Origin of the sequence: Geomicrobium sp. JCM 19055 (genome assembly GCF_000698185.1) — a bacterium.
Lineage (GTDB): Bacteria > Bacillota > Bacilli > Bacillales > Marinococcaceae > Geomicrobium_A > Geomicrobium_A sediminis.
On record NZ_BAXL01000007.1, the window covers coordinates 105,218 to 116,982 of the forward strand.

General features: G+C 42.0%; 10 protein-coding genes, 3 pseudogenes and 1 riboswitch. Of the genes and pseudogenes, 8 read left to right on the plus strand and 5 right to left on the minus strand.

The window, feature by feature from the left end; all coding sequences use genetic code 11:
* Positions 1–180 precede the first annotated feature (180 nt).
* The 3 genes and pseudogenes from JCM19055_RS23255 to JCM19055_RS07940 all read left to right on the plus strand — a co-directional run bounded on the left by JCM19055_RS23255 (position 181) and on the right by JCM19055_RS07940 (position 2,817).
* Positions 181–1,178: pseudogene (locus JCM19055_RS23255) on the plus strand (gamma-glutamyltransferase).
* Between the two features lie 7 nt (positions 1,179–1,185).
* Positions 1,186–1,539, plus strand: a complete 354-nt coding sequence (locus JCM19055_RS23260) for a gamma-glutamyltransferase (RefSeq protein WP_052366090.1) — start codon at positions 1,186–1,188, stop codon at positions 1,537–1,539.
* A 159-nt stretch (positions 1,540–1,698) separates the two neighbouring features.
* Complete coding sequence (locus tag JCM19055_RS07940) at positions 1,699–2,817, plus strand: DUF418 domain-containing protein (protein WP_042359359.1); 1,119 nt, start codon at positions 1,699–1,701, stop codon at positions 2,815–2,817.
* Between the two features lie 132 nt (positions 2,818–2,949).
* Here the strand turns inward: JCM19055_RS07940 and JCM19055_RS07945 are convergent, their stop codons facing one another.
* Genes JCM19055_RS07945 through JCM19055_RS07950 form a run of 3 tightly spaced genes read right to left on the minus strand, consistent with a single transcriptional unit; the run spans position 2,950 to position 5,719 of the window.
* Positions 2,950–4,521: a glutathione ABC transporter substrate-binding protein gene (locus JCM19055_RS07945; protein ID WP_042359360.1), complete on the minus strand. Its 1,572-nt coding sequence runs from the start codon at positions 4,519–4,521 to the stop codon at positions 2,950–2,952.
* Between the two features lie 15 nt (positions 4,522–4,536).
* The gene (locus JCM19055_RS28945) at positions 4,537–4,689 is read right to left on the minus strand and encodes a hypothetical protein (protein WP_265181936.1); all 153 of its coding nucleotides are present in this window, start codon (positions 4,687–4,689) and stop codon (positions 4,537–4,539) included.
* Entirely contained in the window at positions 4,661–5,719 is a 1,059-nt protein-coding gene (locus JCM19055_RS07950) for a Xaa-Pro peptidase family protein (protein WP_265181937.1), read from the minus strand. Before JCM19055_RS07950 ends, JCM19055_RS28945 begins: the two co-directional genes overlap by 29 nt.
* Before the next feature lie 126 nt (positions 5,720–5,845).
* Here JCM19055_RS07950 and JCM19055_RS23265 point away from each other — a divergent pair, with 126 nt between their 5' ends.
* The 4 genes and pseudogenes from JCM19055_RS23265 (at position 5,846) to JCM19055_RS07965 (ending at position 8,181) form a co-directional block, all read left to right on the plus strand.
* Positions 5,846–6,271, plus strand: coding sequence for a LysR family transcriptional regulator (locus tag JCM19055_RS23265; RefSeq protein ID WP_052366091.1), 426 nt, complete (start codon positions 5,846–5,848; stop codon positions 6,269–6,271).
* Positions 6,216–6,728 carry a LysR family substrate-binding domain-containing protein gene (locus JCM19055_RS23270; protein ID WP_052366092.1) on the plus strand — a complete coding sequence of 171 codons (513 nt, stop codon included), beginning with the start codon at positions 6,216–6,218 and terminating at the stop codon, positions 6,726–6,728. Before JCM19055_RS23265 ends, JCM19055_RS23270 begins: the two co-directional genes overlap by 56 nt.
* 62 nt (positions 6,729–6,790) lie before the next feature.
* On the plus strand, positions 6,791–6,970 hold the full coding sequence (locus JCM19055_RS07960; RefSeq protein WP_042359361.1) for a hypothetical protein: 180 nt from the start codon (positions 6,791–6,793) through the stop codon (positions 6,968–6,970).
* Positions 6,971–7,081: 111 nt separating this feature from the next.
* Positions 7,082–7,184, plus strand: a riboswitch (TPP riboswitch).
* A 78-nt stretch (positions 7,185–7,262) separates the two neighbouring features.
* Positions 7,263–8,181: pseudogene (locus JCM19055_RS07965) on the plus strand (ABC transporter substrate-binding protein).
* 65 nt (positions 8,182–8,246) lie between these two features.
* Here JCM19055_RS07965 and JCM19055_RS07970 read toward each other — a convergent pair.
* Positions 8,247–9,107, minus strand: a complete 861-nt coding sequence (locus JCM19055_RS07970) for a hypothetical protein (protein WP_042359362.1) — start codon at positions 9,105–9,107, stop codon at positions 8,247–8,249.
* 89 nt (positions 9,108–9,196) lie between these two features.
* A pseudogene (locus tag JCM19055_RS07975) lies at positions 9,197–10,157 on the minus strand (arsenic resistance protein).
* Positions 10,158–11,043: 886 nt separating this feature from the next.
* Here JCM19055_RS07975 and JCM19055_RS07980 point away from each other — a divergent pair.
* On the plus strand, positions 11,044–11,733 hold the full coding sequence (locus JCM19055_RS07980) for a gluconate 2-dehydrogenase subunit 3 family protein (protein WP_370543046.1): 690 nt from the start codon (positions 11,044–11,046) through the stop codon (positions 11,731–11,733).
* Positions 11,734–11,765: the final 32 nt, after the last annotated feature.

Genomic DNA, 11,765 nt, shown 5'->3' on the forward strand with positions numbered 1-11,765 from the left:
TCAATGGCGGTGTTTTTGCTTGGCGGTTGTGCATCAGGTGGAGAGGAGGAGAACGAAATCGAACTTTCTAAGAAGCCAAATGCAGAAGATGAAGGTGCAACTGAGCGGTCTGTAGATGAGGCGGAACGCCTAACTTCATATGGTGTGAGTGCTGGTCATCCAGATGCTGTAGAAGCTGGAATGAAGGTGCTTGAAAGTGGCGGGAATGCAGTGGATGCTGCCATCGCCGCGGCGTATGCGATTTCGGTCGTTGAGCCTTTGCTTCAGGAATTGGTGGTGGCGGAGTGACGCTCGTGCAAGAGCAAGGAGAAGACGCTGAAGCCTATGATTATCGTGAAGTGGTACCAGAAGACGGCATTCCCTCATCCAATAGTGGTGTCCCGGGTTTTGTTGCTGGCATGACGACGATGCACGATGATTATGGAAGATCAGATTGGCAAGAGGTGCTTAATCCAGCCATTGAATTAGCTGAACATGCGACAGTTTCAGAAACGTTCGCTGAGCAACTTCAGTCCGCTCAAGGTCGATTGCCAGTTGAACGATTAGAGCACTTTTACCCTGGTGGCACCCCCCTTTCTGCGGGAGACGACATCGAACAATCAGAACTAGCGGATACGTTACGTCTCATCCGCGATCGTGGGGGAGAATCGTTTTACGAGGCAGAAATTGCTGAAGGTCTTGTATCTGAAATCGAAGGCTTAAACATGAACTCACTTTCAGACTATCGTGTTGGACGTCATCAACCGGTCACTGGAGAGTTTGCTGGATATGACGTGATTGGTGCTCCATTACCTCTTCCTGGCGCAAGCGTCATCCAAATGTTGCAAATCATTGAAGAACTAGGGACTCTCAATGAGAGTCGCAATAGCACAGATTTTATTCATGACATTGCGATGTCTTGGAGAATTGCACACCACACGATTCAAACAGAATTTGATGATCCTTCTTTCGTTGATGTTACAATTGATCACCTTACAAACGCAGAACAAAACAAAGCATTGGCAGAAAAGATCTCTTCTGACCGTTTGTTGTCTGGAGATGAGCTGGTTGTTCATGACTCAGACCCGAATACGACTCATATTACCGTTATAGATGATGAAGGCACCGTCGTTTCAATGACAAATACATTGACTGATTTTTTTTGGCTCAGGAGACTATACCCAGGGCTTCTTTCTTAACAATCAGATGTCGAGGTTTAGCATAGGTAGTGAGGGGAATAATGAACCGGAACCAGGGAAGCGATCCATTACGTGGTCTTCTCCGCTTATTTTAGCTGATGAAAAAGGTCCGGTGATGGGGATTGGAAGCCCCGGGGGAGAGCGGATTCCTATTATGCTTACGCAAGTGATTGCCGATTGGGTTGGTGGAGAAGCCGGTCTAGAGCAAGCAGTGGAAACGGAACGTTTTCATTTGACTGAAGATGAGCTAGTTATAGAAGGAGACGTTGATCCAACCAACGTGAAGCATTTCTTCAAAAAGGTTATCAAGATGTTCGTGAACCTCCGACACCGCTATATTTTGGATCGATTCAAGCATTAGCCATCGACCGAGAAACTGGTGAATTAGAAGGAGCAACCGACGATAGACGTGAAGGTGCTTGGCGTAAGGAGACGACAGAGTAGGTATAAGTAGTTTTGTTTTCGAGTACATCGATCGTTTGCTTGACTCTTTCCAAGCTTAATGACTGAAGAGGTTTCTATGACAAAGAGTAATGATATCAATAAACATCAAAGAATTGCGATATTAGACCAAATGCGTGGAGTTGCATTACTCGCCATTTTTTTAGCCAATATACCTGGTCTTGCAGAGATTAATAAGGAACATCCATCGGCACTTAATGAAGGATTAAATGATGTTCTATCCATCATTTTGACGGATAGCGCAAGGCCATTATTTGCATTTATGTTCGGGATGAGTGTAATGCTCATCTATAACCGATTAAAAGAAAAGGGTATGAATCCCTATCCTATTTTGTTAAGAAGGTTTTTCTTGTTAGCGATTGTCGGTGCTGTACACGGTTATGCGATTTGGGCAGGGGACATTTTATTAATGTATGCAATGGCAGGATTTGTTCTGTTGTTATTTACAACGTTGCCTGCGAGAGGCTTGTTGTTCGCTGCGTTAATCCTCTGGTTAGGCTATACAGTTGGAGTTGAAGTCGTTAGCTACTTCTTCTCTGGTGAGCTTTCCCTCGAAGAAGGTTTGAAAAGCGTTTTTGTTGGTTCTGAAGAACCGTTTAAAGGAACGGAATATCTTATTATAGAGTTTGCTTCGATGGTTGAGCATTTAGGTTACTTCCTTTTTGGGATGTTTGCCTTTCATAAGGGCATATTCACCGCTATCTCAAATCGTAGAACGCAAATGTGGGTACTTACTTTCCTTAGCCTAGCGATTGGTTTAGCAGGAAAGACGGTGCTTCATTATAATGAATCAATTCAAGTATTAAATGGATTTTTCCCTTTCGTTGTGACGATTGGTATGATCTTGTTCATTGTTTTGTGGGGGACGAGTAAGACGGCAATGTCGAAAGCACTTCTTCCTTTCAATTCAATTGGGAAGATGGCGTTTACAAACTATCTCTTGCAATCGCTCGTGTTCGTTTGCTTATTCCGGGGAAGCGGAAGAACGATTTTTGAAGACGTAGGGATTTGGACAGAACCGAGTTACATTTTTGCGCTTAGTATTGGTATCCTTCTATTTATTAGCCAGATGCTATTTAGCTACTTGTGGCTCAAACCATTTCGCTACGGACCATTTGAGTGGTTGTGGAGAATGGGTACGTACTGGTCATGTGTTTCAATTAAGAAGAAAAAGTGACGCAGTGGAAAATTAACTGTAACTTTCAATCATGAGTGGTCGTTCATGAGAAAGGCACTTCTGCATAACTAGCAGAAGTGCCTTTTGATCTATTAACTTTAGCGCTATAAAGCAATGGGGGACTGTCCCCAGTTAGTTTTCGATGATGGAGGCGTTTCTAAAGGAATGATGCTCGCTTACGAATTGTTCAAATCCTTCGATGTGGTCACCTACACCTAGAATATAGTATGGGTGAACGTAATCGATTCGTGGAACTTCTTCAGCGAGGATCGCCTGAACTTCTTGGTACATGCTTTCACGTACAGCGTCGTCACTTTCTTTACGTGCATCAATTAACAGTTCATCAACTTCATCATTGCTGTACCACATGCGGTTACCCGCTGCACCGATGTTATCAGAGTGGAACTGGCGGTAAATGGCGTCATTAGGATCCCCTAAGTTGTTCGACCATCCGAGTAAGAAGAGATCGTGGTTACCTTCAGTCGTCTCGGTAATCAGCGTCGTCCATTCTAATTGTTGAATTTCAAGATTAATACCGATTTCAGCCACTTGATCTTGAACATGCTGGGCGACTTGAACTGCCACCGAATCACTTTCTTCTAACCAAATGGACGTTGTAAATCCATCTTCAAGCCCTGCTTCGGCAAGAAGTTCTCTGGCACGTTCAATGTCGTATTCAGGAAAGTCAGAATCAGGGTTATAACCGAAGATATAATCGCTAATTGGACCCGTTGCTTTTGAGCCATACTCACCATAGAAGCCGGTGACGAGTGTATCACGGTCAATCGCATGGGCGAATGCTTGGCGTACTCGTTCATCATCCAACGGCTCAACATCTAAGTTAAAGCCGATATAGTTGGAACGCATGCTTTCAACAGCTACTAGACTTGCGCCGTCCATCGCGTCGACTTGTCCGGTGTTAACAGGCTCAATGTCGTCAATAATGTCTACTTCACCCGTGTCGAGCATTGCAATACGTGTCGATTGTTCAGGAACGATCAAATAGGTTAACGCATCAAAATCAACAGCATCTCCCCAATAGTCTTCATTCTTCTCAAAATTGATGCTCTCCCCTTGAGTCCAAGAGTCGAAGACAAAGGGGCCAGTGCCGACAGGATCAAGGTCTAAGTTGTGGTCTCCGTTTTCAGCGTCTTCTATTGCTTTCGGGCTAATGATGGCCCCGCCAAAGTGTGATAAGTTGTTCGGTAATGATTGAAACGGTTCCTCAGTAATAAAGTGCACTGTATAATCATCGATGACTTCGACTTCGTCAATTACATTGAATTGGGCGAACATCGGAGAGGCAATTTCAGGATCGAGAACTCGGTCGAAATTGGTTTTCACCGCTTCAGCGTTGAACGGCTGATCGTCATGGAACGAAATACCTTCTTTGAGTTTGAACTCCCACGTTAAATCATCTAATTGTTCATAACTTTCAGCTAGTAAAGGTTGTAAATCCATATTCTCATCAGGTGCGACGAGTGTTTCAAAAACATGGAACTTGATTGAACCAGACATTCGCTCACTCGCCCCTTGTGGGTTTAAGTCAGGAATATCTGCTGTAATTGCCATCGTGATCGTCTCGTCTGACGAATCGCTAGTAGTGGAAGAATCGGTCGCATTTGTGCTGTCCCCTGGATCAGATGAGCATGCTGCAAGTGCAATTGCAGAAAAGATAGGTAAAAAGATCATCTGCTTTTTCATGTTGTTTTGTCCCCTTTATGTAATAATTAATGATTCTAGATCTCGTGGATAATAGGTTAGTGGTTCCATTCCGTCTTTGGTAACGACAATCGTATCGGAATGACGAAACCCTCCAAGTCCTTCTACGAATAGACCCGGTTCAACGGAAAAAAACCATTCCAGCTTCAAGCGTCGTATCGTCTCCTAAGTCGAAGAACGGAGCTTCGTGCGTATGAACAAGTCCAAGTGCATGACCCGTATGGTGAAGCGTTAAATGATGTACGCCTTCTTCTTTGAAATAAGCTTGCACAGCAGCATCCACAGCAGAAGCTTTTGCACCAGGCTTAATATGTTCAAATGCAATTTCTTGGGCGGTCTTTATGTGATGAAAATACTTCTCTTGTTCTTTACTTACTTCTTCGATAAACATCGTTCGCTCTAGTTCACTAATATAGCCGTACACGTGAGCGGCTGCTTGAGAAACGACATTATATCCTGTTTCAAGTCGTAAGTTTTGCGTTTGTGAGTGTGGAAATGCAGAGTGTGGTCCAATCTGTCCTCGGTAAAAGGCATGAGCAGGTGACCCGTTAGGAATGTAATCTGGGCCAAGTGTCTCAACCATGGCGATGGTTGCTTCGGATGTTGCCTTCGTTTCAATCTCAATTTCTGAACGACCAACCTTTGAATAGTTGACGAGAAGCTCATGTGCATAGTTGGCCCAACGTACAGACGTTTTAATAAGTGCCAATTCGTTTTCAGACTTTATCATTCTCATCGATTCAATGAATCCGTAGATCGACGTATACTGATTAACGAGAATATCACTTAGCTTCGGTCCCCGATAACCTTTTGGAGAGGAATACCCGTCTCCATCGATGCCAACATGAATGTTAGCCATGCCAATTGAGGTTAAATAGTCTTTTAAAATATTCATAGGATGCTGGATTCCTGGATACTCAGGATAATCGTGAACATGGTCAACATGCGCATAAGCTTCGGCATGTCCTTTCTCCATAAGTGGTACGAAGAGGTGACTATCTCCTTGAGGATCAAAAATGAGTGCAATCGGTCGTTCTGATGGCCTGAAGTGAAATGCTGTTAAATAAAATATATCAATCGATGCGTGTATAATGGCACCATCTATTCCTTCTTTTCTGAATTTTTCTTTGAAGGATTGTTGACGTGCCAAGATCTCTGTCTCTGGTATTTTTAAAACCATGTGATCTCCTCTGATTAAAAATTTTAGCAATTCAGTGTTTAATCTATCCTAACAAACCTTGTACAAAATAATGATACTCTTTACTATGAGGTTGATACGTATTACGTATGGAAAGAAGGATTAAAGATGGAACTTCGTCATTTGCGTTACTTTATCGCTGTCGCTGAAGAGCTGCACTTTGGTAATGCTGCACAACGTTTGAACATTTCACAACCGCCATTAAGTGCGCAAATCAAAGAGCTCGAACAGAACTTAAATGTACAATTATTGGAACGAACGAATCGTTCTGTTGCCTTAACAGAAGCTGGTGAGTATTTGTATGAGCTCTCTGTTCAGATGCTTGCTCGTCTTGAGAAGGAGACTGCAATTTTACAAGAAATTGACCGAGGAGAACGAGGGAAAATAGCGATTGGTTTTGGAGGATCGGTAGTTTTTCAAATTTTGCCACGGGTCTTAACGCTAATAAAAAAAACAATATCCGAAGCTCGAAATTCACGTGTCACAATTAACGACAAAGCAGCAAATTCAAGCGTTATTAACGGGAGACATTGATTTAGCGCTTCTTGTCCCACCTGTAGGTGACGAAGAGTTAAATACGCATCCGTTCTATGAAGAGAAGTTTATCGTCTGCTTACCTAAAAGTCATCCGCTAGCCTCGTCGACTGGACCAATCGCAATGGAAGACGTATCTAATGAGCCGTTAATCATAAGTCCAAGAGAAGCAGGAGAAGGGTACTTTGAAGCGGTGCGTTCTTTATATATCAAATCGAACACTGTCATGAATATCGCACAATATTCAACAGAACAACAAACGATGGTTTCTCTTGTTGCCGCGGAGTTTGGCATTTCGTTTGTACCCGAATCAACATCACATATCCAGCATCATAACGTTGTCTATAAAGAAATTGACATTACTCACTATAAAAAAACTGTTTTAACATGGCATAAACATACGCAAACACCACTCGTTCACGGTGTTGTTGAGTTACTAAAAACATTCAAAGTTTAATTAACTTGGGGATGTTTCGTAACTGTCGTTTCGTGGAAAACAAGTATTAAGAGGTGATTTGAATGAAGAATCGCAAACAAAACGATCCTATTCAATTCCAGAAAAATCGTCCGAAGAAAAACGATGTTGAAGATAACGAGTTTGAAGACCCTGTCCCAGTAGATGAAGTGTATCGTGAAGAGAAAGATCAAAAGGACAAAAAAAGCATCAAAATCATCTTCACGAACCGATCAATAGATTGATAATCTTGAATCGTATGCGGTGTAAGAAAGGCACTGAGTGTGCCTTTCTTTTTTATGCAATCAGTTTGTACACGGCAAACGGTTGTGTTTTAATAAAGTTAGAAAAGTTCAATCTTTCACTGGGGGAGCCAACTGTAGGCTGAGAAAAGCAAAGCTTTGACCCTTAGAACCTGATCTGGTTGAACCCAGCGTAGGGAAGTGAGTTGTTTTTACATAACCCGTTTACGTAAATCCACTTCTTTCTTACGACAAGAAGTGGATTTTTTATTATTTAATAAGGGAGTAATGAAAGATGCAAAAGATTTCAGTAGGGCTTGAATGGTTCATGAACCAGATCACATTCCGTTGATGATCGGAATGGAAAAAGGATGGTTTGCGAACGAAGGCATAGATGTGACGATGATTGAACCAGAAGATCATTTCGATGCGATTGATGAAATTAAAGCAGGTAAGATGGATATTGCAATTACAGAACCGTTACACCTCGTCGAAGACCGTGCAGCTGGCGAACCGGTGCTAGGTTTTGCAAGATTTCTACATACCAATGGCGGTGTGATGTATAACAAAGCAAAAGGGATTAAACGCCCAGTCGATCTAATTGGAAAGAGAATCCAATACCAGGCGCACCAGGGTTAGGTGGGCTTGCGATTGTCAAAACGATGGTTGAACATGACGGTGGAGCGTGTGAGTTGGAACAGTTTAAGCCCGTGAATAACGGCTTTTACCATACGGATGCATTAGTAGAAGATAAGGCCGATGCTGCAACTTTAGTTTTTAGAAATTTTGAAGTGGCAGAAGCGAAGCATCGAGGACTGGATGTTGATTATTTTGCTTTAAAGGACTTTGGAGTTCCTGACTTTTGCCAGCTTATCTTTATTACATCCCCAGAGGTGTTCGAACAACAAAAACATGTGCTCGCGTCATTTATGAAAGTAATTAGAAAGTCAATTGATTATCTTTATGAGAACCCTGATGAAGCGAAAGCAATTTATTATGCATTCACACAAGCTGATGAAAGCGATCCACTTAACCAGTCAATTATGAACGCAACCCTTCCGTGTTTTACGTACGACTTTTCGATGACAGAAGCGTATTATGATGAATTGCAAACGTGGTTGAAGAACTCAGGAAAAATTGCTCAAGTGATTGAGCCTACCAACTATTGGACAAATGAGCTGATTCATACGGTACGTTCAGTTACAACCCGTTAGTCGTTGGCAAAAATTGAGCACAACCCTCAGGGTTGTGCTCAATCGCTTTCATTCACTTTGTAACTTTATTGATCTTCGTCTAGATCATCTAGTGAATCTTCAAGTTCTTGTTCTAGATGCTCATCTTCATCTCGGTCTTCAATTTCAACGTCTTCTGGTAGTACATCTTCAAGTTTGAAGAAAGCTTCATCATAGTCAATGCTCTCTTCAAATTCCAATACGTCTAATCCGATGCGGAACGGGTTGTCTTCATGTTCATTATCCATCTTCACAATTTCGTACGTCTCTTGTTCAATCCAATAATGGCGAACTTCGACGTCATCGCTAAATGTAATGTGGTAACTCATGAACCCGTTGACTTCTTCTTCACCGACTAGTTCTACTTCATAGTCTTCAAGGAATTGCTCAAATTGATTTGCCATTGGATTGACGTCTGCAGGGTCATCTTCAATCTCAAATTGTTCAACGCGGTAAGCAACGTCATCACCTTCTGTGTAGAACAACGTATACTCACTGTCTCCAGCTGTATATTCAGTCGGTTCTCCGTCGACCATCGTTTCATTTCGAGTGCTAACGGTTCCGTCTTCATGACTGTAGGAGTACTCAACGAATTCCCGCTCTTCAGCTTCACCGTCTTCTTCTTCGGGAATGTCTTCATCAACACTAGCGTCAATCCCCATCGTCATAACTGAGTGCATGGAAAAACTTTGACGCTCTTCTTCTGCAGCAATTGCAGCTTCAATAATTTCTTCTGCTGTTTGGTGATGATCTGAACTGTCTTCTGGTTCATCTGCGTCTGCGACTTCTTCATCGCTCTCGGTAATCGGATCGTCTTGCTGCTCGTCGTTAGTTCCTTCGTCTGTCGCACATGCCGCGAGAATCATCGAAACACTCGTCATTCCAACTAGTGGATACATTTTCTTCAAGCTGACCGCTCCCTTTTCTCTTTATCTATTACTCTGTATATGTACCCGGAAATCGCGAAGAGCAATCTAGATTTTGGAAATTATAGATCTTAAAGACCTAAATGTTTCTTCCTTCGTTTTAATAATGCTTGAGAAATGACTGCGAGTACGGGCAGTTCAATGAGCGGACCAATAATGAGTGCAAGAGCAATGAGTGGCTGCTCTGGAAAAGCGGCTAACACAATCGCAAGTGCCACTGGAGAGTTTCTTGCAATGATCGTCAAGTTTAAACTTGCGGTGTCTTCGTAGCGAAAACGAAGAATCCTCCAGCAAGTAAGGAAATAAAAAAAAGTTAATCAAAAAGAACAACAACAGCGGAAGAAGCAGTAACCATAGGACTTCTAGGTTGTCCATTAAATAGGTGCCTTGTGAAGCGAACATCGCCACAATCGCTAAGCAGAGAAAGACGAGCTGAGCAGTGCTAAAGAAAGGTAGGACCTTTGATTGTAAGAAGTTGGTTCTGTTACGAAAGATTAATCGCGTCAATGTAGCGAGAATAAATGGGAGAAACAGGACGAAGAGCACACTTTCAAGGATTGTCGGTAGGTGTACCATTTCCATCGTGCCAGCAAAGATCAATAAGTATAGTGGTAATAAGATGACTTGCAATAGGAGGTTAACGGGCAACACAGATGTAGACAAATGCACGTTACCTTTTGCAATCGACGTGAAAATAAGATACCAGTCTGTACATGGGGTGACGAGTAACAAAATAAATCCTAGCCAAAGGGCAGGGTGATCTGCTAAAAAGAGTGCACCTAACACCCAAGCAAAAATAGGTGTCCATACGAAATTAAGAAACACACTCGACCCTAAAAACCTGCGGTGTTGAAAAGCACTCAGAAATCCTTTAAGCGGAATGGAGAGGAACAGTCCATAGAGCATAGCGATTAAGAGAGGCAAGATGAACAGTTCTGCATGGCGTTCAATCATGACGATTTGACCGAGCAGTAGACCAAGACCGATAGCAAGTATGATGAGAAGTGATTGGTATTTTTCAATAACATTCATAACGAAGACCCGCCTTAAAAATGAATTCTACACTTAGTATAACAAGCTGCCATGAGTCGTAACGACAAGCGAATAGCTGTTATGACGATAAAATAGACAATTTTACATGAAATTAGATAAAATGCCACGTTTTAGTTTCGGGGAATCTAGTAGGGTCCATAGGACACAGAAATTTCCTTTTCCTATGAATTTCGATTCACGAAATATGCGAATGTTAAAAGAGCGACTGAAGAAAAAGTCATAAATATACAGAAATAAAAAAACTGTAGTTGTAGTTAGAAGATAATCAGTGTTTTGGATGTATAAAAACCCCTACGTAATGATGAATATACATGTTACAATCATAAACGGTTGGTAACCATTTTTAGCTCCTCCATACATTTTTTTTGTATGGGGGATTTTTTTATGACATTGAATCGGTTAGTTATTAGTGGTCAAAATAATGTGATTGTGAAGCAAATAATTATGAGAATCGGCCATAACTGTTTTTAATAAGACACTGCAATTGTTAGGTTTTATATGTTAGTATATAATATGGAAATCGGAGGTGGACCTTTCCATATAAGTTCATGATTTACATATGTTTAGTTTCTTCCTTAGGTATACACATATAAGATTAACAGCTGTTCGATGTTTCGGGAGTCGAAGTGATTGCATAGGATGTATTCAGATTTTAAAATAGACTAGATTAACAATTTCTGGATGCAAGGTGCAAGATACACCATTAGTACATAGGATTGTACATTTGTGAATGTCTATGAGTAGGGGGAGTTACGGGGCTAAGCATGTTGTAAGCAGGGGGCTTAACAACAAAGATTAACGAGACGGGTCAATCGCGACCGGTCAATTTGTTATGAAAACAAAAAGGAGTCAACGGCTATGGCAGATGAGAAAAAAACCTTCAGGTCTTACCCGAAGAGAGTTTATTAAGAACGGTAGCTTTGCAGTCGGTGGATTAATTGGTGGTGGTTTGATTGGCGGGATGCTATTCAACGGCTCTTCAGATACGTCAACGTCAACGAGCAATGGAGACCACAATCACGGGAACGGCAGCAATGATTACATGGAAGCGCGTTTGTTCTTTAAGCGCCAAGAAGATTTCCGTGTATTAAGTTCAGCGGTAGAGCGAATCTTCCCAGAAGATGAAGTAGGACCAGGGGCAATCGCACTTTCAGTACCTTATTTCATTGACCGTCAGCTTGCAGGCTCATGGGGATTTAACGCACGTGAGTATATGGATGGCCCGTTTGAAGAAGGAGAAGCAACACAAGGAACGCAATCGGCACTTTTACGTCGTGATGCATTTTTACAAGGTGTTCGTCTGATTCAAAAAGAAGCAAAAGCAAGTCATGATGGTGAAAACTACTTCGATCTTACTGAAGAACAACAAGATGCAATCTTAGAAAAGTTCGAAGCTGGTGACGTTGACATGAATGGAATGTCGTCATCACAATTCTTTAGTTTATTAAGAACTGCAACGCTACGTGGCGTGTATTCAGATCCTGTTTACGGTGGAAACAAAAACATGGACGGCTGGAGAATGAAGAAGTATCCAGGTGCCAAATGGCATACATGAATATTATTGAAGACGAAGAATTCCACGATATG

Excerpts from the sequence above, each read along its gene's own strand:
- JCM19055_RS07950 (WP_265181937.1), bottom strand. The coding sequence starts at position 5,719 with ATGGTTTTAAAAATACCAGAGACAGAGATCTTGGCACGTCAACAATCC.
- JCM19055_RS23265 (WP_052366091.1), top strand. The coding sequence starts at position 5,846 with ATGGAACTTCGTCATTTGCGTTACTTTATCGCTGTCGCTGAAGAGCTG.
- JCM19055_RS07940 (WP_042359359.1), top strand. The coding sequence starts at position 1,699 with ATGACAAAGAGTAATGATATCAATAAACATCAAAGAATTGCGATATTA.
- JCM19055_RS23260 (WP_052366090.1), top strand. The coding sequence starts at position 1,186 with ATGTCGAGGTTTAGCATAGGTAGTGAGGGGAATAATGAACCGGAACCA.
- JCM19055_RS07980 (WP_370543046.1), top strand. The coding sequence starts at position 11,044 with ATGAGAAAAAAACCTTCAGGTCTTACCCGAAGAGAGTTTATTAAGAAC.
- JCM19055_RS07945 (WP_042359360.1), bottom strand. The coding sequence starts at position 4,521 with ATGAAAAAGCAGATGATCTTTTTACCTATCTTTTCTGCAATTGCACTT.
- JCM19055_RS07960 (WP_042359361.1), top strand. The coding sequence starts at position 6,791 with ATGAAGAATCGCAAACAAAACGATCCTATTCAATTCCAGAAAAATCGT.